We start from the raw sequence: 21,958 nt of genomic DNA, 5'->3' as shown, positions 1-21,958 counted from the left end.
AGTGTGCGCGCCCGTACAGATGACACGGCGGCCTGGTTCTGGATTGCCTTAATCTGGCTGGACGGCACGATAGAAGCAATCGGAAATCGCTGTGCAGCACGCCACGCTGATCTATTGGACACGCTGAATAGGGCGATCGCAACTGTTCAATTGCTTGGATTGGCGCGCCCGATGGTCAATCGTGAAGTCAATAGTGCGGTTGATCTCTCAAGGCGCCGCACTATGGTCGCGCCATGCCTGTGGTTATTTGGTTCGCACTTTCAGTGGCATGATTTTATCGAAGACATGACAGCACCGGAAAAATGATTCATGAATGATTTTCTGCACCGCAGCATCATGCGGTGGTCCGTACTGCGCGGCTCCGCAAGCCAGGCAAGTTTAAGGGGAAGAGCAATAATGATCTCGTCGACGGATACGGTTATCATCGGAGCTGGTCCCTATGGCTTATCGGTTTCGGCCTACCTGACCTCAGCTGGCGTGCCTCATCAAATTCTTGGGAAACCAATGCATGCCTGGAGGAATTTCATGCCTCCAGGCATGCTGTTGCGCTCGGAAGGATTTGCCTCGAATCTCTATGCGCCGCGGGAAGGCTATACGATTGAAGAATATTGCCGTCGCAATCGTATTGAATATAAACCGATTGGTATGCACCTGCCGCTCGAGCTCTTCGTGGAATACGGGCTTTGGTTTCAGTCGCAGTTGGTCAGTCATGTTCGCGCAGTGGAAGTTGTCGATATGCACCGCAAGGATGCATTCTTCCGGCTGGCCCTGGGCGACGGCAGTTCCCTGGCGGCGCGGCGCGTGGTAATGGCTTTGGGTCTGAAGGGATTTTCGCAAATGCCTCCGGCACTACAGGGCATGCCGACACCTTACGTGGTTCACTCCAGCGAATTCGGGAGTCTGGAATGGGCTAAGAACAAGAACATCGTCGTTGTGGGCGGAGGTCAGTCGGCAATCGGGCTCGCAGCACTGTTGAGCGAGATCGGAGCGCGGGTTCGCTTACTCGTGCGCGGTGCGACTGTGAATTGGAGTAATGAACCGCGTACCTCCCGCGGGGGTATCTCAAGGCTACTGAGATCGCACGTCGGGATAGGACGCGGTTGGCAGTCGAATACTCCGAGCGCTCTTTTGTCTTCCTTCTTGGTGTCCGAGTACCCTATTGTCTTCCACATGATGAATCTTGAGCGCCGCATGAGAACTCTAGAGACTGGGTGGGGACCGTCGGGTGCCTGGTGGCTGCGCAATCGCGTGGATGGCAAGATTGATATCTTGACTCAGACTGAAATCAGGCAGGCCGAAGTCAAGAATGGTCAGGTAGTTCTGCAGGTCGCGACCAGGAACGAAACGTCCTGCATTAGCGCTGATCATGTTGTTGTCGCGACGGGGTTCAAGGTTGACATGGCCAGACATTCCTTCATTTCCCAGGAACTCTTGAATTCGCTTTCACTCATTGACGGCTCGCCAAGTCTGACGCGCAATTTCGAAACCAATGTACGCGACCTATATGTGGTTGGGCCGGCCGCCGCGCTGAGCTTTGGGCCTGCTCTGCGTTTCATCTATGGCGCAAAATATGCGGCTCCACAGTTGGCACGGCACATCAGTAGATGCTTCAAGAATGAAACCAGGATTTCCGTCGCCCAGTCACAGGCCCTCCCTTCGGAGCTGGTCGAGGGAAGTGGTGGCAGCGGCCTGCATGGACAAAGCATACTTCAGGCCCCGGGAAATAATATCGAATAGTTTCAGAAGGCGCTCTCAACTTGCTAAGAGCGAGACGGAGTAGTGGCAAGCCGGACCACTGCACCCGGGATATCCTGACTGCGGTGGCAGACGGCCTCAAGGGCATGGAACAGGCCCTGAACGCCGTGTTCCCCCAAACGAGGCTGCAGTCCTGCATCGTGCATCTGATCCGCAACAGCCTGGAATACGCCAGCAGGAAGGAGTGCCGGGCCGTGGCGGCGGCGATCAAGCTACTGTGGCTGGCCCTGCGCAACAGGTACTACCCGACTACGTCAAAGCAAACCAGCGCTGCTCGAAAATCCGTTGCATCAAACAAACACCGGCGCCTGGTGCGCCGGTTTCCTTATCAGTTCACCACTCAGCGGAAATTCTTCTCGCGCCGGATCAACCCCACCGCCAGCGTCAGCGTCAGGATAAACAGCCAGATCAGCGACCATGCCGGCACCGACAGCCCCAGCACCGGCGGCAGCGGCGCGGTGCACAGGCCATCCGCGTAGAACACCTGCGGCAGCGCCTTGGCAGTCGGCAGCGCGTTGACCCAGTTCTCCAGCGGATCGATGCCGCAGCTGGCCTTGGGATTGAGCAGCAGCGACACGTGGTAGACCGCCACCGCAATCCCGGCGATGCCGGACAGCATGCCCAGGCCCTGCCACAGCGAGCGCGTGTTCTGCGCCACCGCGGCCAGCAGCGAGAAGATGCCGATGCCGATAAAGGCAAAGCGCTGCATCACGCAGAGCGGGCAAGGCTGGTAGCCCTTTTCAAACTGCAGGTAGAGCGCAACGCCGACCAGGCCGAAGGAAACGAGGGCGATCAGCAGGAAATAGGCGCGAGAGTTGGCTTGCATAGTGGGTGATCAGGTAATCCGGTAAGCGCTGCCGTCGGTTGATGGCGCGGCATTGCTGCGCATTATTACCTATTTTGCAGCGCCTGCAGTTGGCGTCACACGCAGCGCAAGCCCCCTGCCCTGTGGCGGATTGACGCAGGTGTGCTATGCGCCGGCTGCCTGCCACGCCGTGCGCGGCAAACGGTACAGGCAGTGGGGCCGCAAGGGGTGCCCTTGCGGCAACGCGGGATGCTCGAAACCCACGGCATCCTCACGCATGCCGAGCCTTTCCATGACCGCCCGCGAGCGGGCGTTGGCGAGTGTCGTGAAGGACACGATCTCATCCAGCCCCAGCCGCTCAAAGCCCCAGGCAAGCGCGCCGCGTGCCGCCTCGGTCGCGTAGCCGCTGCCCCAGGCGTGCCGCGCCAGGCGCCAGGCGATCTCCACGCAAGGCGCGAACGGCAGCGCCGCGGTGGGTTCGTGCAGTCCGACAAACCCCAGGAAAACACCGTCCGCCTTGCGCTCCGCCACCCAGACGCCCCATCCCTTCGCTGCGATCAGGCTGCGGCAGCGGTCGGCCATCGCATCGCTTTCAGCACGCGCCAGCGGCGCAGGGAAATAGCGCATCACCTGCGCATCGGCATTGAGCGCGGCAAACGGCGCATAGTCCGCCTCGCGCCACTGGCGCAGCCGCAGGCGTTCGGTCTCGAAGGCGATGCCGTCGTCCATGGCTCAGTCCAGATGGCGCACGCGGTCGATGGCCTGCTCGATGCGTTCCACCGCGATCACTTCGAGCCCGTCGATCCTCTGTTTGGGCGCGTTCGCCTTGGGAATCACGGCGATCGTAAAGCCCAGCTTGGCGGCTTCCTTCAGCCGCTCCTGCCCGCGCGGGCTGGGCCGGATCTCGCCGGCCAGGCCGACTTCGCCGAACACCACCAGGCCGCGCGGCAGCGGCTTGTTGCGCATCGAGGAATGGATCGACAGCAGCACCGCGAGGTCGGCGGCAGGCTCGGTGATCTTGACCCCGCCCACCGCGTTCAGGAACACATCCTGGTCAAAGCAGGCAATGCCCGCGTGCCGGTGCAGCACGGCCAGCAGCAGCGCCAGCCGGTTCTGCTCAAGGCCCACCGCCAGCCGGCGCGGGTTGGGCACATGGGCGGTATCGACCAGCGCCTGGATCTCCACCAGCAGCGGACGCGTGCCCTCCTGCGTCACCAGCACGCACGAGCCCGGCACGGTCTCTTCGTGCTGCGACAGGAACAGCGCCGACGGATTGCTGATGCCGCGCAGGCCGCGCTCGGTCATGGCAAACACGCCCAGCTCATTGACCGCGCCGAAGCGGTTCTTGAAGGCGCGGATCAGCCGGTGCGACGAATGGGTATCGCCCTCGAAATACAGCACCGTATCGACGATATGCTCCAGCACGCGCGGACCGGCCAGGCTGCCTTCCTTGGTCACATGGCCGACCAGGATGATGGTGATGCCGCTGCTCTTGGCAATGCGCGTCAGCTGCGCCGCGCATTCGCGCACCTGCGCCACCGAGCCCGGCGCGGAGGTCAACGCCTCTGAGTACAGCGTCTGGATCGAGTCGATCACCGCGACTTCGGGCTTTTCCACTTCCAGCGTGGCCTGGATCTTCTCCAGCTGGATTTCGGCGAGCAGCCCCAGCGACGGGCTTTCCACGCCCAGCCGCTGCGCGCGCAGCGCGATCTGCGCACCGGATTCTTCGCCGCTGACGTAGAGCACGCGGCGCTGGCCCGCAAGGTTGGCCAGGGCCTGCAGCAGCAGCGTGGACTTGCCGATGCCGGGATCGCCGCCGATCAGCACCACCCCGCCCGACACCAGGCCGCCGCCCAGCACGCGGTCGAATTCATCGATGCCGCTGGAGAAGCGCGGCACGTCGGCGGCATCGATCTCCGACAGCTTGCGCACCGTGGCCGAGGCGGCCAGCGGCTGGAAGCGCTTGTTCGCGGCGGACTCGGCCACCGTCTCCACCAGCGTGTTCCACTGCTGGCAATGCGGGCACTGGCCGGCCCAGCGCGGCGTGGTGCCGCCGCATTCAGTACACGTATAGACAGTCTTGGTCTTGGCCAACGGATGTCCTTGCAGGAAAAAACGAGCCGGGCCCACAAGTGGCCCGGCCGGCAGATGGTAAGTGCGCGGGCCTGCGCCCGCACCAGCGCCCCGGATCAGGCCACGGCAGGCGCGGCGCTGTCCGAGGCCGTGATCGTCGCCACCGAGGTCGGCACGCGCGGCGCCAGCGCGCACATCAGCTCATAGCCCACCGTGCCGCTGGCCTGCGCCACCTCGTCGATCGGCAGGCCCTGGCCCCACAGCGTGACCGGGCTGCCGACCCTGGCCTTCGGGCACGGGGTCAGGTCCACGCACAGCATGTCCATCGACACGCGCCCGACCAGTTCGGTGCGCACGCCATCGACCAGCACCGGCGCGCGCTGCTCGCCCCAGCCCGACGCATGGCGCGGGTAGCCGTCGGCATAGCCGCACGCCACCACGCCGATGCGCATCGGCCGCTCGGCGGTGAACAAGGAGCCGTAGCCGACGGTATCGCCCGGCTGCAGGTCCTGCACCGAGATCAGTTCGCTGTGCAGCGACATGGCGGGCTGCAGGCCGGTGCCGGCAATATCGGCATCGCGCCCGGTCGGCGAGGCGCCGTACAGGATGATGCCCGGGCGCACCCAGGCGCGGTGCGCCTGCGGGTGCCACAGCACCGCGGCCGAGTTCGACAGGCTGGCCTCGCCCGGCAGGTTGGCCGTGGCGGCGTCGAAGGCCTCGATCTGGTGGGCGATGCCTCGGGCACTATCCGCATCGGAAAAATGCGTCATATGGACGATACTGCCCACGCAGGGCATGGCGCGTGCGCGCTCCCAGGCGGTACGGTAAGCGGCCGGATGGAAGCCGAGCCGGTTCATGCCGGTATTGAGCTTGAGCTGGATTGCCAGCGGCCCCTTGGCGCGTGCGCTTTCCAGCATGCGCAGTTGCTCGTCGCAATGGATCGCGGTGGTCAGGCGGTATTGTTCGATGACGGCAACGTCCTGCGGCTGGAAGAAGCCCTCCAGCAGCAGGATCGGGCCCTGCCAGCCAAGGTCGCGCAGCAGCACGGCCTCGTTCAGGTCCAGCAGGCCGAAACCGTCGGCGCCCCGCAGGGCGGCAAAGACGCGGCGGATGCCGTGGCCGTAGGCATTGGCCTTGACCACCGCCCAGATGCGCGACTCCGGCGCCTTGCGGCGGATGATGTCGAGATTGTTGGCCAGGGCGGGTTGGTGGATGACAGCGTGGATGGGTCTTGGCATGGAAGTCACATCTCAGGAAGCGGACGAGCAAGCAGGCGGCGCTGACGGCATGGGCGGCCGCGCGGGCGCTGGAAGGACGGCTCTGTCTCAGTATCGATGGCGCAAACGTCACCTGTCGGTGTGCAGCAGCATGTTGCGGCGACTGGCATGCGGGAATGTGCGGAATTGGCAGGCCCGTGTATCCCAGTCACCATATCGGTTCGACCACGCACCAGATCAGGGAAGACCTGGTCGGCTGGTCGCGATCGCAGTCGTTATTTGAACACATTCAGATGCCGTTGCCGGGGGTCATTGGGGAATCGGCGCGGCAATCCGCTGTCAAAAAGAGCCCTTGCCGGGGTTCGGGAATGTCATGTTTTCGTGATATAAAGCCGGACGCTCCGGCCATGTTCTAAAAGCGAAGCATTATGTCAATGACTGTCAGGCAAGCCTCAAGGCGCCGCAGCGCAGCACCACAGACACAATTCGACACGGCCGCGGCACAAGGTTCCCTGCAAACCATGGCCTCCCCGGTGGGCGCCAGCCTGGCCAACCTGAGCGGAGCTCGCGATGGAGAAAAAGTCGACAGCATGAAGAAGGGTTTTTACACCATCATGGCCGCGCAGTTTTTTTCTTCGCTGGCCGACAATGCCTTACTGATCGCCGCCATCGCCCTTCTCACCGAATTGCATTCCCCGCAGTGGATGACTCCGCTGCTCAAGCTGTTCTTCGTTCTTTCCTACGTCGTTCTCGCCGCCTTCGTCGGCGCCTTTGCCGATTCCATGCCCAAGGGGCGGGTGATGCTCATCACCAACGCCATCAAGGTGGTCGGCTGCGCCATCATGATGTTCGGGCTGCACCCGCTGCTGGCGTATGGCGTGGTGGGATTCGGCGCGGCGGCGTACTCGCCGGCCAAGTACGGCATCCTGACCGAGCTGCTGCCGCCGGAGAAACTGGTGCTGGCCAACGGCTGGATCGAAGGCCTGACGGTGGGCTCGATCATCCTGGGCACCGTGGTCGGCGGCGCGCTGATTTCCGTGCACGTGTCAGGCATGCTGCTGCAACTGGATGTGCCGTTCCTGAACACCGGGATCGACACCCCGGCCGAGGCCGCGATGGTGGTGATCATGCTGTTCTACGTGGTCGCCTCGATCTTCAACCTGTTTATCCCCGATACCGGCGCCCGCTATCCGGCGCAGGAAAAGAACCCGATCAGGCTGATCGCCGAGTTCGGCGACTGCTTCGTGGCGCTGTGGCGCGACAAGCTGGGCCAGATCTCGCTGGCGGTGACCACGCTGTTCTGGGGCGTGGGCGCCACGCTGCAGTTCATCGTGCTGAAGTGGGCCGAGAAATCGCTGGGCCTGAACCTGTCCCAGGGCGCGCTGCTGCAGGCCGTGGTGGCCGTGGGCGTGGCCGTGGGCGCGATCCTGGCCGCGGCGCGCATCCCGCTGCGCAAGTCGCTGTCGGTGCTGCCCTTTGGCGTGGCCATGGGCGCCACCGTGATGATCATGGCGTTCTACACCAAGGATGCGATGCCCAATGTCACGCTGGACGTGCTGGGCATGCATATGCCGCTGTACATGGCCATCGCCTATGTATTCCTGATGGTGGTGGGCGCCATGTCGGGCTACTTCGTGGTGCCGATGAACGCGCTGCTGCAGCACCGCGGGCACGTGCTGCTGTCGGCCGGCCACTCCATCGCGGTGCAGAACTTCAATGAGAACGTCTCGGTGCTGCTGATGCTGTGCCTGTATGCGCTGCTGATCAAGCTGAACGTGCCGATCGGCGTGGTCATCGTCGCACTGGGCCTGTTTATCTGCGTGACCATGGCGCTGGTGCTCAAGCTGCACAAGTACAACGCGCGCACCTTCAACTCGCTGGCGATGATCGGCGAGGACAAGCACCACTAGCCGGCGCAGCGAGGGTCAGGCCGCGTCCTGCGCGGCCTGCGGCCCTGGCCTTGGCGGCTCCGCCGCCCGCGCCAGCGCCCGCTCCTCCCACCCCGGTGGCACCACGAACCCGCGCGAGCATTCGCGCCACCAGCCCGGCGCCTCCGGCCCGGCCGGTTCCAGTTCGCACAGCATCACCGGCGATTCGCGCCGCCAGCCGTGGTCATGGCGCGGGTCGGCAAAGCGCTGCGCCAGCATCGCGCGCAGCGCGCCGACTTCTTCCGTGCCGGATTCGGGCACCAGCGCGCCCGACAGCCAGCCGGTACGCGGCAGGCGGCACCAGCGCAAGCCGGGCCGCGCGGCAGCGCGGGCGGCCCAGTCATCGAGCGTGGACCACCAGCCGTGCAAATGGTCTGGCGCGATGCCCAGCGCATCCAGCCCCGGCGGCACCCGGCCATCGCGATAGAACAGCCAGCCCAGCAGGTAGACCTCGCTGCGGTCCACCATATGTCCCAGCAGGGCCTGTGCCTCCGCGGTGCAGCCAAGGGGGAGCTGGCGGTGCACGATGTGGCCCAGCTTGTCGCCAAGGCGGTCGACCAGGTTCGGGCCGACGAAATCCTGCGCCCGCGCCACCTGGCTGTCGCCAGGCGCCATCAGGTAGAACTTGGCCGCCATCTCCCAGTGGACCACCGCGCCCGACGCCTGCTCGCGCCAGATAAAGTCCAGTTCGCCCAGCGTGCGGATACCCTGCCGCCCGGCGCGCCGCACCGGCACGTTGGCGGCCAGCAGCGACAGCCCCTGCATATGGCGCAGCGCAAAATGCAGCAGCCGCTCGGCATGGCGGCCCAGGCGCAGGCTGCGGCTGGCGGGGTCCTGGTCGGGATCGTCGGCGGAGGGGGCGGCGTGGCCGTCGGCCAGTTCGTCGATGGTGGCGGGCAGCGTGGCGGGGTCAGCGGCTTCCAGCCAGTGTTGCCAGGCGGCCAGCGTGCCGGCGGGCCAGCGCGCCGGGGCCGCGCCCGGCACCGCCGCCAGCAGCGGCGGCGAGAGCGTGGTCCAGGCCAGGTCGCGCGTGCGCGCCGACGCAGCGCGGCGCCACAGTGGCGGGCCCGACGGCCTGTTGCCGTCGCCGCCGCTGGTCAGGGAGAGATCAGGCCCCAGCTCCCGCACGGTCATGGACCTCCCTGGCCAGGCACAGGTCTTCCCAGGCGCGCGCCTTGTCGGTCAGGGTGCGCAGCAGGTAAGCCGGATGGTAGGTCACCACCACGGGGATGCCTTCATAGCTATGTACGGTGCCGCGCAGCTTGCCGATCGGGGTGGTGGTGCGCAGCAGCGACTGCGCCGCAAAGCGGCCCAGGACCACGATCACCCTGGGCTTCACCAGCGCGATCTGGCGGCGCAGGAACGGCTCGCACTGCGCCACCTCCTCGGGCTCCGGGTTGCGGTTGCCGGGCGGGCGGCACTTGAGCACGTTGGCGATAAACACATTGCGCCCGCGCGCCAGCCCGAGCGCGCCGAGCATATTGTCGAGCAGCTTGCCGGCCTGGCCCACGAAGGGCTCGCCCTGCAGGTCTTCGTTCTCGCCGGGGGCTTCGCCCACCAGCATCCATTCGGCCTGGCGGTCGCCCACGCCGAATACGGTATTGGTGCGGTTCTGGCACAGGCCGCACGCGGTGCAGCCGGCCACGGCGGCGTCCAGCGCCGGCCATTCCATGCTGGCGATGACGGCTTCGCGGTCTGCTTGCGCCGAGCCGGGTTCCGGGCCAGCGGGAACCAGAGCAGGCGCAACCGGCGCCCGGGAGACCGGCGGCGCCACTGGCGCCGGCACCGGCACGGCGGGTTCCGCAGCCGGGCCGGCAACCACCGCGGCAACCTCGGCCACAGGCGCCTCGGCCACAGGCATCGCTGCATGCGCCACGGCCACCTCCGGCGCCGCCTCTGCCTGCGCATCCGCGCGCTCGCGCGGCACCCATTCGGTCGGGATGCCCAGGACTTCCAGGAACTGTGCGCGGCGGCTCATGCCCTGCCCTCCGTGCCTTCATTGGCGGCGGACTCGGCCGGCCAGCTGCGGCGCAGCACCAGCGCGTCCTCGCGCTTGCTGCCCAGGGCCGGGTAATAGCCCTTGCGGCGCCCGATCTCGGCAAACCCCGCCGCCTGGTACAGCGCGATCGCGCCGGTATTGGACGGCCGCACTTCCAGCAGCATGGTATGGATGCGGTGCGCGTGCGAGGTGGCCAGCACCACCGCCAGCATCAGCCGCCCCAGCCCCTGGCGCTGGCGCCGCGGCTCGACGGTGATATTGAGCAGGTGCATTTCATCGACCACCGGCATCAGCACGGCGTAGGCCACCAGCGTGCCGGCCGGGTCGCGCAGCGTCAGGCCGAGATGCCCGGACTTGACCGAGTTCTCGAAATTGCCGCGGGTCCACGGATGGCTGTAGGCACGTGCCTCGATGCCCGCCACGGCCGCCAGGTCGAGCGCGCTCATGCGGCCCAGCGCCCAGCCGTCCGGCAGCACCGGCATGGCCGGCACGGTCGGCCAGTGGTTGCGGGGATCGAGCGGATAGGCTGCACTCACGATGCGCTCCCGGCCTGGGCCGCGGCACGGGCGGCAGCGGCGGCTTCGCGTTCGGCGATGGTCTGGGCGACCTTGTCGCGCAAGTAGATCGGCATGGCCTGGTCGGCGTCGATGGCCTCGCCGCGCGCCAGTGCGCGCAGTGCAATCGCGACCATCGGCTGCGCGTCGGGCATCGCCTCCGGCAGCACGCGCGCGGCGCGCGCCAGGCCCGCCAGCCGCTCGCCGAACACCGTCGAGGCGTTGCCGGCCAGCCAGTATTCGCCGTCGGGCAGCGGCACGGTTTCCGGCGCGCTGACCTGCATCGGCGTGACTTGTGCCCATTCCCGCGCGCTGGCATGCCAGCGGAAAGCAGCGGAATAGGCTTCATCCATGCGCGCATCCAGCGCCACCAGCACCGCGGTGTCGTCCGGCAGCGCCGGAGTAGCGGCGCGCGCGCGCTCGGCGCAGGTCATCAGGGTATTGACCGGAACCACCGGCAGCCCGGCGCCGAAGGCCAGCCCCTGCGCCACGCCGCAGGCGGTGCGCAGGCCGGTGAACGAGCCCGGGCCGGCGCCAAAGGCAATCGCGGCGCAGTCCGCCAGCGCGATGCCGGCTTCGGCCAGCAGCTCGCCGGCAGCCGGCAGCACGCGTGCCGACGAGCGTGCACCAGTGTGCTCATGGCGCACCAGGCACTCGACTCCGGCACCCGGCACCGCACGTCCGAGCGCGACCGAGCACCACTCTGTAGAAGTTTCAACAGCAAGAATCCAGGACATGGCGCGATTGTATCCGGTGACGCCCGGAATCGAGGGCTTCTTCGGTTTTATACGGACGGCGCGGCGCCGCCGGGCGGCTATCATCGGCCTGCACTTTCGCAATCCAGACAGCACACACGGAGGAACCCCCATGAGCGACCTGCCGGCACGCTTCGACCAGGCCCAGATCAACGTCAAGCAACTGAGCGAGCGCCCCAGCAACATGTCCCTGCTGCGCCTGTACGCCCTGTTCAAGCAAGGCAGCGAAGGCGATGCCCACGGCGACAAGCCCGGCATGACCGACTTTGTCGGCCGCTACAAGTTTGAAGCCTGGGAAGCCCTGCGCGGCACCGCGCGCGAACAGGCGATGGAGCAGTACATCGCACTGGTGGAAGAACTGCGCAGCGGCGCAGCCAGCTAAGCAAGCGCAGCCAGGCCCGGCGGCCTCAGGCCGCCGGCACCGGCCGCGGCCGGATCCGCCACGCCGCGATCATCGCACTGGCAATCACCACGCCCACGGCCAGGAAGGTTTCATCGAAGGCACGGATGCGCGCCGCCTGCACGGCGGCGTCGCCGGCCTGGCCCAGCACCGCGCCGTGCTCCGCCAGCCGCCATTGCAGGCCCACGCCCGCCAGGCTCACGCCGATGGCGCCGCCCAGCTGGCGCAGGAAGTTGATGCAGCTCGAGCCCTGCGCGATCAGCGTGAAGTCCACTCCCCGCATTGCCCCCAGCGTCAGCGACGGCAGGATGCAGCCCAGCCCGATCCGCCCCAGCACCGCCAGCGCCACCAGCACCAGATATGGCGTGGAGCGCGAGCCCAGCGCCATCAGCAGGAACGACAGCGACAGCAGCGCCAGCCCGAACGACACCTGGATATGCGGCGCGATCTTGTGGGTGAAGCGCCCCGATACGGCAATCGTCAGCGCCAGCATCACGCCCGCCGGGAACAGCACCAGGCCCGCGCGCGACGGCGTGTATTCCAGCGCCATCTGCATATAGACCGGCAGCAGGTAGGTCGAGCCGAACAGCCCCGCGCCGTAGATAAAGGCCACCACCGCGCCGGCAGCGAACTGCCGGTAGCTGTAGAGCCGCAGATTCATCAGCGGATGCGCCGCGCGTAGCTGCCACAGCACGAACGCCGCCAGCATCAGCACGCCGAAGCCCAAAAGCGCCAGGCCCGCGGGCACGCTGTCGCGCATCTCGACCACGCCGTTGAGCAGGCTGACCGTGGCAATGCCGGCCAGGCCCAGCCCGCGCCAGTCCAGCGGCTGGCGCTCGCCCATCATGATCGAGTCCACCGCCATGAAGCGCCGCGCCATCAGCACGCCGATCAGCGTCAGCGGCACCACCACGAAGAAGATCGAGCGCCAGCCGAAGGCCTCGACCAGGAAGCCGCCCAGGCTGGGCCCGAGCGCCGGCGCCAGCACCACGCCAAAGCCGAACATGCTGATCGCCTTGCCCTGCTCGCGCTCTTCGAACACGCGCAGGATCAGGATATTGGGCAGCGGCTGCATGATGCCCGCGGCGACGCCTTCGGCCACGCGCATCGCGATCATCACGCCGTAGGTCGGTGAAAAGCCGCCAAAGAGCCCGCCCGCGCCCAGCAGCAGCGAGGCCCCCAGGAAGGTGCGGCGCAGCCCGTAGCGGTTCAGCAGCCAGGGCGTCAGCAGCATCGACAGCGTCATCGCAATCATGAAGCTGGCCGCCACCCATTGCGCGCGCTCCTGCCCCAGCACGAAATGCCGGCTCAGGTCCGGAATCGCTACGTTGATGATGGTGGACGAGACGATCGACGAGATCGTGCCCAGCATCAGCGTCACCAGCACCAGCCAGCGCAGCCGCTCGCCGTAGCGCGCACGCAGCGCCAGCCGGGTCGGCAGACCCGGCCGCTGGCCGGAACCCTCCGGCGTGGCGGGACCCTCGCTCACCCCAGCCGTCCGGTGTCAGCGATCTCGCGGATCTTGCGCACGGTGTCGATATCGGCCTCGTGGTAGGCGGACTTGACGATCTCGGCATAGCGGTCATCGCCGCTGGCGTCGACCGCCGGCATGGTGGTGTTGTAGACAAAGCGCAGCAGCAGCGCGCCCGGGCCCGGGGTCTCGATCGCCATGGTCAGCGTGCCGCCGGCATGCTCGGCCGTGGCCGCGGTTTCATAGCGCACCTGCCGGCGCGGCTCGAACACCACATGGTCATGGATCGACGCCTCGCCAAAATGCAGCACGCGATCGATCCAGTTGTCGCCGCGGCCGACTACCTCGGCGCGGTCCAGCCCCAGCACGAAGAGTTCGGGCGACTCGGCGCGCAGCACCAGCCCTTGCCACAGCTGGTCAGGCGTCAGCGGATCCAGTTGAGGATTGCCTGGATCGTTGATCTCAACCAAGTGCTCGAAACGCAACTTCACTCTCCCGATCGTCAGTAAGTCGATATTATGAAGTCTCCGCGTATTCGGGAGACCTTTTTGTCTGCGCGGTGCAACATGGCTTGACACGGACCATTGCCCTTTATCGACCAATATCCACGCCAACTGGAGTCCCGCATGACCGCCGCGCCGCTGGCCGAAACCGATCCCCTGCAGATCCTTGTCTACGCCGACTCGCTGTCATGGGGCATCGTGCCCGGCACGCGCCGGCGCCTGCCCTTCCCGGTGCGCTGGCCCGGCCGGCTGGAGCTGGGCCTGAACGCCGACGGCGGCGCCCCGGTGCGCGTCATCGAAGACTGCCTGAACGGCCGCCGCACGGTCTGGGACGACCCATTCAAACCCGGCCGCAACGGCCTGCAGGGGCTGGCGCAGCGCATTGAAATCCACGCGCCGCTGGCGCTGGTGGTCCTGATGCTGGGCAACAACGATTTCCAGTCGATGCACCCGCACAACGCCTGGAACGCCGCCCAGGGCATCGCCACGCTGGTCCAGGCGATCCGCAGCGCGCCGATCGAGCCGGGCATGCCGGTGCCGCCGGTGCTGGTCGTCACCCCACCCCCGATCCGCACCCCGCGCGGGCCGCTGGCGCCCAAGTTTGCCGGCGGCGAACATAAGTGGACGGGCCTGCCGCAAGCCGTGGCCGAGGTCTGCACGCAACTGGGCTGTCCGCAGTTCGACGCCGGCACCGTGATCCAGAGCAGCGAGGTCGACGGCGTGCACCTGGATGCCGACGCGCACCTGGCACTCGGCGACGCGCTGCGCCCGGTGGTGCGGGAGCTGTTGCGCGGCTAGCGCGCCGTTCCTGGCACCTGCCTGGCCGGCTGAAACATCACTCCTGACAGCAGTTGTCAGGAGACCCGGCGCACAATGCGGCCGCTCTCACACGGAACGCCGCCAGGAGGCTGTCATGGAGTTGCTGATCAATATCGATGTCGACGATTTGCCGCGCGGCATCGACTTCTACGCGCAGGGGCTTGGCCTGAGGCTGAACCGCAAGCTGTTCGACGGCACCGTTGCCGAAATGCTGGGCGGCAACACCCCCATCTACCTGCTCGCCAAGCCCGCCGGCACCCGCCCCACCACCCGCGCCGATACCCGGCGCGACTACCGCCGCCACTGGACCCCGGTCCACCTCGACTTCGTCGTGGCCAACCTGGAACAGGCCATCGAACGCGCGCTGGAAGCCGGCGCCGAGATCGAGGACTGGCCGCAGGATTTTGACTGGGGACGGCAGGCAAGGCTGTCGGACCCGTTCGGCCATGGCTTGTGCTTTATCGAGTGGAAGGGCCAGGGATATGGGGCGGTGGCCGGCTGAGCCAGTGGCGCCGGCGGTGCGGGAGTCTTCGGACGATTCGCGTTCCCCTGGCGTCGCCAGGATGTCACATTTCCATGCGGCATCGCGCTTGCCTGTTTCCTTGACGCCCGCGCGGTAATAACATTGTGCTGACGTCAACACTGCTCACCACCATGAGGGACAAGCATGAAAGCGACGATCCGCAAGATGGGCAACTCACAAGGTGTCCTGATCCCCAAGGCAATCCTGGCACAGCTAGGTCTGGAGAATGAAGTGGAAATGGAAATCGTGAATGACGCGCTGGTGCTCCGGCGCCCCAAGCAAGCACCGCGGCAAGGCTGGGCGGAAGCCAGCCAGGCCATCGCCGCGGCCGGTGACGACGCCCTGGTACTGGGCGATTTCCCCAACACCGACGACGCGGAGCTGAAATGGTAGCGCGCGGCGACGTCTGGCTGGTTGCGCTTGACCCGACCGTCGGCAGCGAGATCGAGAAAACGCGCCCCTGCGTCATCCTCTCGCCGCCGGAGATGCACGACTACCTGCGCACCGTCACCGTGGCGCCAATGACTACCGGCAGCAGGCCGGCACCGTTTCGTGTCCCGGTAACTTTTCAGCGCAAAACTGGCCTGATCCTGCTGGACCAGCTCCGGACCGTGGACAAGTCCCGGCTGGTCAGGCGGGCCGGCGGCCTGAGTGACAGGCTCGTGGCAGACACCTTGCGGACATTGCGCGAAGCCTTTGCAGACTAAGCCGTGGCACAGAAGCATTTAATGCCGTCAATCTGGCGTCATTTAGATTCATAAGCATATGAAAAAGAAATAGACGCCAGATTCATTCCCGCTGCGCCATCTGAACGCAATTGCGTTAATCTGTGGCCCTCGCCCCGGTCAGGCGATCCCTGCCCAGGCGACTGTCTCACTCGCCACATAACCAGAATATTTCCAGAACTCCTATGCGCAGCACGTCTCTCATCAAGCGTCTGGCGGTTGCAGTGTCCGCCCTTGGTCTTATCGCCGCCGGCAGCGTCTCGGCCCAGGAACAGACCATCCGCGTCGGCACCGTCAGCGGCCCCGATGCCGAAGTCTGGCAAGTCGTCCAGAAGGTGGCCAAGCGCAATGGCCTGAACGTCAAGGTCGTCGAGTTCAACGACTACGTGCAGCCCAATGCCGCACTGGATGCCGGCGACCTGGACGCCAACAGCTTCCAGCACCAGCCCTACCTGGACAGCCAGGTCAAGCAGCGCGGCTACAAGATGCAGAGCGTGGGCTACACCTATATCTCGCCGCTCGGTATCTACGCGAAGAACCTGAAGTCGCCGAAGGACCTGCCGCAAGGCGCCAAGGTGGCCGTGCCCAACGACCCGTCCAATGAAAACCGCGCCCTGCTGCTGCTCCAGTCGCAAGGTGTGATCAAGCTGAAGGCGGGCGCCGGCACCAATGGTGTCAATGCCACCCCGCTGGACGTGGCCGAGAACCCGAAGAAGCTGAAGCTCGTGGAACTGGATGCAGCCCAGCTGGCCCGTGCCCTGCCCGACGTCAGCGCCGCCGTGATCAACACCAACTATGCGCTCGCCGCCGGCCTGCAGCCGACCAAGGACGCGATCGCGCTGGAAGACATCCACAGCCCGTACGCCAACATCATCGTCGTGCGCACGCAGGACAAGGACAAGCCGTGGGTCAAGAAGCTGGTGGCAGCGTACCAGTCTGAAGACGTGCGCCAGTTCATGAAGGCCCAGTACAAGGGCGCGATGGTGCCGTCGTTCTGATTGCCCGTGGCGCATCCGGATCGCCGTAACGCGGTCCGGCCAGCGATGCTGCGTGTGCCCGCCGGAGGTGCTTGCAAATTTGTGAACCTTCGGTAAAATGCGCCGCTCACCTTGCCCAGGTGGCGGAATTGGTAGACGCACTAGGTTCAGGTCCTAGCGGTGGCAACACTGTGGAGGTTCGAGTCCTCTCCTGGGCACCAAGTTTTAAAGCGAGAAGCCCGCACGAAAGTGCGGGCTTTTTGTTTTTGCGGCCGCCAACCGGTATTGAAGCGGCTTAGCGTTTTTGCGGCTGCCCCAGAACCGGGGGCGCCGGTGGCGGCAGCGGCGTGGCAACCGGCTCCAGCCCGGTCGTTCGCACGATGGTGGCTGCCGCCGGGGACGCCAGGAACTGAACAAACCGCGAAGCCGCCGCGCTCTGGTGGCCCGCCACCATCCCGGCGGAGAAGAAGACCCGCTGCTGCAGTTCGGCTGGCAGCGGGCCGACGAAATCCAGCTCCCTGAACGGCAGCAGCTCGCTGACTTGCTGAAAGCCGATTTCCGCATCGCCACGGGCCACCACGGCGCCGACGCGCTCGCTGTTGATCTTGCGGGCCTTGTCCTTGATCTGGTCCGCGACGCCGAGCCGGTGGAACAATTCACCGGACAGGTAAGTTCCGCTGGCGCTGGCTGAATACGCAATCGATTTAGCGTTGAGCAAGGTCTGCTTCAAGCCCTCTGCGGTGCTGATATCGGGCTTGGGCGTGCCCTTGCGGACCGACATGCCGATCAGCGACTGCGCCAGGTCCACCCGGCTGCCCGCTGCCACCTTGCCCTCCGATATCAGCTTGTCGAGACCCGAGTCCGCCAGGATCACCACATCGAAGGTCTCGCCGCGTGCCAGCCGGCTGGGGATGGAATCGGGTGCATTGCCCATCGACGCGCCGTAGGCGGTGATGATCCGGTCCTGCGTGGCGGCTTCATACAGCGGCACCAGTTGCTGGTATGCCGCGGTGAAACCACCCGAGGTAATCACTCGGATATCGTCGGCCCAGGCGGGCGCGGCCAGCCATAGCAGGAAAACCAGTGCGGCCTTTCTGGCGGCCAGGGCAGTCAGCTTCATTTTCGTCTCCGTGATCTCGTTGCTGGCGCCGCAAGAGCGCCAGTCTTCCTCGTTCTTCTGCGTTGCCAGAGTATTCTCGTAACACTATTCTGTGAATTGCAATGTTCTGATGGTTTCATGCATGTCACGCATCAATTTCGCCCTTGAGGATTTGCAGGCATTTATCGCCACGGCGGAGAAAGGCAGTTTCCGGGTGGCCGCCGAGACCCTGCATATCTCGCAACCCGCGCTGAGCCGCAGGATCGACAAGCTTGAAAAGACGCTCGGCTCACGCCTGCTGGAGCGCACCACCCGCCGCGTGGAGATGACACACGTCGGCAGGCAGTTCCTGGAGGAAGCGCGGACTGCCCTGGATATTCTCGACAGCGCCGTATTCCGCCTTGGTGACGAAGCCGCGCTCCGGCGCGGGCTGGTGACGGTGGCGGCGATACCGTCTGCCGCGGTGCATCTGCTGCCCGAAGCCATCAGCGTGTTTGCCGCCCGTCATCCTGGCGTGCGCGTGCGTGTGATCGACGAAAGCGCCAACGCGGTGCTGTCCAGCGTGCTGTCGGGCGAATCGGACTTCGGGCTCAACTTCATGGGTTCCCAGGAACCCAATATCGAGTTCCGCCCGATCCGTATCGAACCCTACAGGCTGGTGTTGCGGCGCGACCATCCCTGGGCCCAGCGCAAGTCGGTCGCGTGGGCGGACCTGGCGGGGCAGCGCATGGCCGGCGTGTCCAGGCAAAGCGGCAATCGCGCCCTGATCGAGAATGCCATCGCCCATCTTGAACAGCGCCCGACCATCTATTACGAAGCCAACCACGTGGTTGGCGTGCTGGCGCTGGTGGAAGCCCGCCTCGGCATGGCCGTGCTGCCGGGCCTGGCACTGCCACGCGATCATCCCCGCCTGTGCGCCATCGCGCTGACCGAGCCTGCCGTGGACCGTATCCTGGCGCTGATACGACGTCGCGACCGGGCGTTGCAGCCTGCGGCCAAGGCGCTGTTTGACATCCTCACTTCCGACGCTGACGTGTCCACCGATTGACCAGCAACAGCGGCCTCACCGCAGCTCAAACTGGATTTCTTGCGCCAAAGCCGGCCGAGGGACTTGCAAAATCCGCAGCGCGCTGTAAAATCCGGCGCTCACCTTGCCCAGGTGGCGGAATTGGTAGACGCACTAGGTTCAGGTCCTAGCGGTGGCAACACTGTGGAGGTTCGAGTCCTCTCCTGGGCACCAGAGATTCAAGCAGAAAGCCCGTACGAAAGTGCGGGCTTTTTGTTTTTGCCGCGGCGAATGCTTCAATCATCCGCGCACAGCTTTGCCGCCGTATGGTCCAGCTGCGCCTTCACCATTGCCAGCAACGAATACACGTTGTGGCAGCCCTCCGACCGTTCGCTCTCGATTTCAACCAGCAACAGGATGGCACTCAGCCCGGCGCTGATTTGCTCAAAGGACTCGATGGTGCCGGCCGGGACGATATGCCGGACATCTGCAGGGTGATGAGTAGACATTTGCATCGCGCTTTTCTCCTTTAGAGAACGCCCGCCTGCCCAAGTGTGAAGAAGGTGGCGGGCCAGACAACGGGGGTGACATTGCCGGTGCAACAATGACGGAAAACCGGCCAGCCATAAGGCTGCCCCGCCCGGCCCGCCGTGGAAAACGGCCTGCCCGCGGATTTTTTTACCTGGTCATTGTTGCTTTGCCGGGTTGTCACCCCCGCTCACCGAACCCTTCGGTGAGGCTTGCAGTTTCCCGCTCCCGCCATCGTGCTGCGATAAGACGTTTCGCATTCGCCACTCCCCGCCCTATCGCCTACAGTATTCCTATCCAAGGGCGCGGCCGAGCCGCCTGACCGAAGAACTGCGGAGAACCACCGTGGGCAAACTGCAAGAGCGTCGCCGTTTCCTGGGAGCCGCGCTGGGCGGCCTGCTGGTCCCTGCCCTGCCCGCCTGCGGCGGGGATGATGACGATCCGCCCAAACCGCCCGATCCAGTTCCCGAATCCCAGATCACCCAGGCCATTGCCCAGGTCGACAAGCTGGCCGCTGACCTGATGGCCAGTTCCGGCGTGCCGGGCATGGCCGTCGCCGTGGTGCGCGGCAATCAAACCGTTTACGCCAAAGGCTTTGGCCGCAGGCTGGTAACCGACCCCGCGCCGGTCGATGCCGACACTGTGTTCCAGCTTGCGTCGGTGTCAAAGCCTATCGGGGCAACCGTGGTGGCCCGGCAGGTCGGCCGCGGCGGCATCAGTTGGGATACGCCGGTGCGCGCGCACCTGCCGTGGTTCGCGCTCGCGGAACCGGAAGTCACGGAAGCCGTCACCATTGGCGATCTCTACGCCCATCGCTCCGGCCTGCCCGACCACGCCGGCGACCGCCTTGAAGACATGGGCTACGACCGCCAGCAGGTGCTGACGCGCCTGCGCTTCCTGCCGCTGCATCCGTTCCGGGCGGTCTATGCGTACACCAACTTTGGCATGACCGCCGCCGCCGAGGCCGTGGCCACCGCGGCCGGCATCGACTGGGCCACGCTGTCCGAGCAGGCCATCTACCAACCGCTGGGCATGGCGCGCACCAGTTCGCGCTACGCCGACTTTGCCGCGCGCGACAACCGCGCCCTCGGCCATATCAGGATCAACGGCGCCTGGGTGCAAGGCATGGGCACGATGCCGGATGCGCAGTCGCCCGCCGGTGGCGTCAGCTCATCCGTCAACGACATGGCGAAATGGCTGGCGATGCTGCTCGCCAAAGGCGAGTTCGCAGGCCAGCGCATCGTCGACGCCGCCGCGCTGGCACCCGCGCTGGGCCAGCAGATGCAAAGCAGTCCGCCCGTCAGCGGACGGCCGGCCGGCTACTACGGCTATGGCTTCAATGTCGGCACGACCGAACTCGGGCTGACCTCCTATAGCCACTCCGGTGCGTTCGCGGTGGGCGCGGCCACCAACTTTACCGCGGTGCCGTCGCTGAACCTGGCCATCGTGACGCTGACCAATGGCTATCCCATCGGCGTCCCGGAAACCCTGAACGCACAATTCTTCGATCTCGTGCAGTACGGCGCCATCCGGCGCGACTGGGGCAAGATCTACGGCGATGCGCTTGCGCCGCTGCTGGCACCGGAAGGCCGGCTGGTGGGCCAGGCACCCCCGGCCAACCCGCTGCCGGCGCGCGCACTCTCGGCTTACACCGGCACCTACCAGAACGACTACTACGGTCCGCTGCAGGTGGCCGACCAGGGCGGCACGCTGGTGATGACGCTGGGCGCCACCCCTCTCACCTTGCCGCTGAACCACTGGGACGGCGACGTCTTTACCTTCACGCTCAATAGCGAGAACGCGACGCCGGGCACGATCTCGCAGGCGGCGTTCTCCAGCGACCGCGTGTGGCTGGAGTATTACGACCACGAAGGATTGGGCATGTTTGTCCGCTAGTACTGCAAGTTGCCAGGCCAATTCATCCAGGGAAGAAAGACCATGACCAGACTGCGCGCCGTTCTCCTCGCCACCGGCATCGCCCTGCTCGGCGCCTGCGCCGCGCCCACGCCGCCAGCGGAGGCCCAGCGCCCGATGCCGGCCGGCCAGCCCACCGCCGGCAAGGCCGAAGTGCTGTGGCTGGGCCAGGCCGCCACGCGCATCACCACGCCCGGCGGCAAGGTCATCGTGGTCGACCCATGGCTCACCACCAATCCCAAGACGCCGCCAGGCTTCAAGCAGCTCTCGGCGCTGGGCAAGGTCGACCTGATCCTGGTCACGCACGCCCACAGCGACCACCTGGGCGATGCCCCCGCCCTGGCCAGGCTGACCAACGCGCCGATCTACAACGGCGGCGGCCTGGGCCAGGCCCTGGTCAGCCTGGGCATGGTCCCGGCCGCGCAGGCGCAGCGCTTCGGCAAGAGCGGCACGGTCATGCCCTTTGGCCCGACCGGCCCCAGAATCACCGCAGTGCATGCCGAGCACTCGTCGGAACTGGCGCTGAAGAACCCCGCCACCGGCAAGGACGAAACCCACTACGGCGGTGAGCCCGTCGGCTACATCATCGAGCTGGAGAACGGCTTCAAGATCTGGCACATGGGCGATACGGGACTGTTCGGTGACATGCGGCTGATCGGCGAGGTCTACAAACCCGATCTCGTGCTGATCCCCATTGGCGGCCATTTCACCATGGGACCGCAGGAAGCCGCCATCGCGGTGCGCGACCTGATCCGGCCGCGCTTTGCGATTCCGATCCACTATCAGACCTCGCCGCAGTTGAGCGGGACACCGGAGGCGTTCAAGGCGGCGCTGGGCGCTGGCGCCGCGGCAAGCGTGATCGTGCCGCAGCCGGGGGAGAAGGTGGATTTCTGATGCCGGGATGATG

General features: G+C 65.9%; 24 protein-coding genes, 2 tRNA genes and 1 pseudogene. 15 read left to right on the top strand and 12 right to left on the bottom strand.

The window, feature by feature from the left end:
* Positions 1 to 3: 3 nt before the first annotated feature.
* From AC3WLE_RS20230 to AC3WLE_RS20220, 3 genes and pseudogenes are all read left to right on the top strand, one after another.
* The gene (locus AC3WLE_RS20230; RefSeq protein WP_492317876.1) at positions 4 to 306 is read left to right on the top strand and encodes a hypothetical protein; all 303 of its coding nucleotides are present in this window, start codon (positions 4 to 6) and stop codon (positions 304 to 306) included.
* A gap of 3 nt (positions 307 to 309) precedes the next feature.
* Entirely contained in the window at positions 310 to 1,737 is a 1,428-nt protein-coding gene (locus AC3WLE_RS20225; protein WP_492356484.1) for an NAD(P)-binding domain-containing protein, read from the top strand.
* A gap of 68 nt (positions 1,738 to 1,805) precedes the next feature.
* Positions 1,806 to 1,982 (top strand): annotated as a pseudogene (locus AC3WLE_RS20220) (transposase); the annotation flags it as partial.
* Between the two features lie 113 nt (positions 1,983 to 2,095).
* Here AC3WLE_RS20220 and AC3WLE_RS20215 read toward each other — a convergent pair.
* The 4 genes from AC3WLE_RS20215 to alr all read right to left on the bottom strand — a co-directional run bounded on the left by AC3WLE_RS20215 (position 2,096) and on the right by alr (position 5,871).
* A complete protein-coding gene (locus tag AC3WLE_RS20215) occupies positions 2,096 to 2,581 on the bottom strand; it encodes a disulfide bond formation protein B (protein ID WP_010810635.1) in 486 nt (161 codons plus the stop codon).
* A gap of 144 nt (positions 2,582 to 2,725) precedes the next feature.
* Positions 2,726 to 3,289: a GNAT family N-acetyltransferase gene (locus AC3WLE_RS20210; RefSeq protein WP_492317878.1), complete on the bottom strand. Its 564-nt coding sequence runs from the start codon at positions 3,287 to 3,289 to the stop codon at positions 2,726 to 2,728.
* 3 nt (positions 3,290 to 3,292) lie between these two features.
* Entirely contained in the window at positions 3,293 to 4,654 is a 1,362-nt protein-coding gene (gene radA, locus AC3WLE_RS20205) for a DNA repair protein RadA (protein ID WP_492317879.1), read from the bottom strand.
* A 95-nt stretch (positions 4,655 to 4,749) separates the two neighbouring features.
* A complete protein-coding gene (alr, locus tag AC3WLE_RS20200) occupies positions 4,750 to 5,871 on the bottom strand; it encodes an alanine racemase (RefSeq protein WP_492317880.1) in 1,122 nt (373 codons plus the stop codon).
* Between the two features lie 569 nt (positions 5,872 to 6,440).
* Here alr and lplT point away from each other — a divergent pair.
* Positions 6,441 to 7,760: a lysophospholipid transporter LplT gene (gene lplT, locus AC3WLE_RS20195; protein ID WP_492317881.1), complete on the top strand. Its 1,320-nt coding sequence runs from the start codon at positions 6,441 to 6,443 to the stop codon at positions 7,758 to 7,760.
* Between the two features lie 15 nt (positions 7,761 to 7,775).
* On the opposite strand, the gene AC3WLE_RS20190 is transcribed toward lplT, so the two are convergent.
* Genes AC3WLE_RS20190 through tsaB form a run of 4 tightly spaced genes read right to left on the bottom strand, consistent with a single transcriptional unit; the run spans position 7,776 to position 11,068 of the window.
* Positions 7,776 to 8,912 (bottom strand): DUF1853 family protein, encoded by a 1,137-nt coding sequence (locus AC3WLE_RS20190; protein WP_492317882.1) that lies wholly within the window; start codon positions 8,910 to 8,912, stop codon positions 7,776 to 7,778.
* Complete coding sequence (locus AC3WLE_RS20185) at positions 8,887 to 9,756, bottom strand: uracil-DNA glycosylase (RefSeq protein WP_492356483.1); 870 nt, start codon at positions 9,754 to 9,756, stop codon at positions 8,887 to 8,889. Before AC3WLE_RS20185 ends, AC3WLE_RS20190 begins: the two co-directional genes overlap by 26 nt.
* Positions 9,753 to 10,313, bottom strand: a complete 561-nt coding sequence (gene rimI / locus AC3WLE_RS20180; RefSeq protein ID WP_492317884.1) for a ribosomal protein S18-alanine N-acetyltransferase — start codon at positions 10,311 to 10,313, stop codon at positions 9,753 to 9,755. The genes AC3WLE_RS20185 and rimI overlap by 4 nt, the downstream gene beginning before the upstream one ends.
* A complete protein-coding gene (gene tsaB, locus AC3WLE_RS20175) occupies positions 10,310 to 11,068 on the bottom strand; it encodes a tRNA (adenosine(37)-N6)-threonylcarbamoyltransferase complex dimerization subunit type 1 TsaB (RefSeq protein WP_492317885.1) in 759 nt (252 codons plus the stop codon). The genes rimI and tsaB overlap by 4 nt, the downstream gene beginning before the upstream one ends.
* 130 nt (positions 11,069 to 11,198) lie before the next feature.
* On the opposite strand from tsaB, the gene AC3WLE_RS20170 reads away from it, so the two are divergent.
* Positions 11,199 to 11,468, top strand: a complete 270-nt coding sequence (locus AC3WLE_RS20170) for an acyl-CoA-binding protein (RefSeq protein WP_492356482.1) — start codon at positions 11,199 to 11,201, stop codon at positions 11,466 to 11,468.
* Positions 11,469 to 11,493: 25 nt separating this feature from the next.
* Here AC3WLE_RS20170 and AC3WLE_RS20165 read toward each other — a convergent pair whose 3' ends face one another.
* Together AC3WLE_RS20165 and AC3WLE_RS20160 are read right to left on the bottom strand one after the other, a co-directional pair.
* Positions 11,494 to 12,975, bottom strand: a complete 1,482-nt coding sequence (locus AC3WLE_RS20165) for a DHA2 family efflux MFS transporter permease subunit (protein ID WP_492317887.1) — start codon at positions 12,973 to 12,975, stop codon at positions 11,494 to 11,496.
* On the bottom strand, positions 12,972 to 13,442 hold the full coding sequence (locus tag AC3WLE_RS20160) for an SRPBCC family protein (protein WP_037024113.1): 471 nt from the start codon (positions 13,440 to 13,442) through the stop codon (positions 12,972 to 12,974). The genes AC3WLE_RS20165 and AC3WLE_RS20160 overlap by 4 nt, the downstream gene beginning before the upstream one ends.
* A 141-nt stretch (positions 13,443 to 13,583) precedes the next feature.
* Here AC3WLE_RS20160 and AC3WLE_RS20155 point away from each other — a divergent pair, with 141 nt between their 5' ends.
* The 6 genes from AC3WLE_RS20155 (at position 13,584) to AC3WLE_RS20130 (ending at position 16,725) form a co-directional block, all read left to right on the top strand.
* Complete coding sequence (locus AC3WLE_RS20155; RefSeq protein ID WP_492356481.1) at positions 13,584 to 14,258, top strand: SGNH/GDSL hydrolase family protein; 675 nt, start codon at positions 13,584 to 13,586, stop codon at positions 14,256 to 14,258.
* Positions 14,259 to 14,373: 115 nt separating this feature from the next.
* Positions 14,374 to 14,781, top strand: coding sequence for a VOC family protein (locus AC3WLE_RS20150; protein WP_010810622.1), 408 nt, complete (start codon positions 14,374 to 14,376; stop codon positions 14,779 to 14,781).
* Between the two features lie 165 nt (positions 14,782 to 14,946).
* Positions 14,947 to 15,195, top strand: coding sequence for an AbrB/MazE/SpoVT family DNA-binding domain-containing protein (locus tag AC3WLE_RS20145; RefSeq protein ID WP_340526238.1), 249 nt, complete (start codon positions 14,947 to 14,949; stop codon positions 15,193 to 15,195).
* Complete coding sequence (locus AC3WLE_RS20140) at positions 15,189 to 15,509, top strand: type II toxin-antitoxin system PemK/MazF family toxin (RefSeq protein ID WP_492317890.1); 321 nt, start codon at positions 15,189 to 15,191, stop codon at positions 15,507 to 15,509. Before AC3WLE_RS20145 ends, AC3WLE_RS20140 begins: the two co-directional genes overlap by 7 nt.
* A 203-nt stretch (positions 15,510 to 15,712) precedes the next feature.
* Positions 15,713 to 16,525, top strand: a complete 813-nt coding sequence (locus AC3WLE_RS20135) for a MetQ/NlpA family ABC transporter substrate-binding protein (RefSeq protein WP_492317891.1) — start codon at positions 15,713 to 15,715, stop codon at positions 16,523 to 16,525.
* Positions 16,526 to 16,638: 113 nt separating this feature from the next.
* Positions 16,639 to 16,725: transfer RNA gene (locus tag AC3WLE_RS20130), tRNA-Leu, on the top strand.
* Between the two features lie 74 nt (positions 16,726 to 16,799).
* Here the strand turns inward: AC3WLE_RS20130 and AC3WLE_RS20125 are convergent.
* Positions 16,800 to 17,624 (bottom strand): substrate-binding domain-containing protein, encoded by an 825-nt coding sequence (locus tag AC3WLE_RS20125; protein ID WP_492317892.1) that lies wholly within the window; start codon positions 17,622 to 17,624, stop codon positions 16,800 to 16,802.
* A 121-nt stretch (positions 17,625 to 17,745) separates the two neighbouring features.
* Here AC3WLE_RS20125 and AC3WLE_RS20120 point away from each other — a divergent pair, with 121 nt between their 5' ends.
* Positions 17,746 to 18,651 (top strand): LysR family transcriptional regulator, encoded by a 906-nt coding sequence (locus AC3WLE_RS20120; RefSeq protein ID WP_492317893.1) that lies wholly within the window; start codon positions 17,746 to 17,748, stop codon positions 18,649 to 18,651.
* Positions 18,652 to 18,756: 105 nt separating this feature from the next.
* A tRNA-Leu gene (locus AC3WLE_RS20115) sits at positions 18,757 to 18,843 on the top strand.
* Positions 18,844 to 18,905: 62 nt separating this feature from the next.
* On the opposite strand, the gene AC3WLE_RS20110 is transcribed toward AC3WLE_RS20115, so the two are convergent.
* Positions 18,906 to 19,124 carry a hypothetical protein gene (locus tag AC3WLE_RS20110; protein ID WP_492352641.1) on the bottom strand — a complete coding sequence of 73 codons (219 nt, stop codon included), beginning with the start codon at positions 19,122 to 19,124 and terminating at the stop codon, positions 18,906 to 18,908.
* Between the two features lie 358 nt (positions 19,125 to 19,482).
* Here AC3WLE_RS20110 and AC3WLE_RS20105 point away from each other — a divergent pair, with 358 nt between their 5' ends.
* Both AC3WLE_RS20105 and AC3WLE_RS20100 read left to right on the top strand, forming a co-directional pair.
* Complete coding sequence (locus tag AC3WLE_RS20105) at positions 19,483 to 21,033, top strand: serine hydrolase (RefSeq protein WP_492356480.1); 1,551 nt, start codon at positions 19,483 to 19,485, stop codon at positions 21,031 to 21,033.
* Between the two features lie 42 nt (positions 21,034 to 21,075).
* Positions 21,076 to 21,945, top strand: coding sequence for a metal-dependent hydrolase (locus AC3WLE_RS20100; protein WP_492317896.1), 870 nt, complete (start codon positions 21,076 to 21,078; stop codon positions 21,943 to 21,945).
* Positions 21,946 to 21,958 lie beyond the last annotated feature (13 nt).

This window comes from Cupriavidus sp. FW306-1B-F12B (assembly GCF_058781795.1).
Note: the sequence above shows the minus strand (reverse complement) of the source record. Positions and strands in the feature narration are given on the sequence as shown.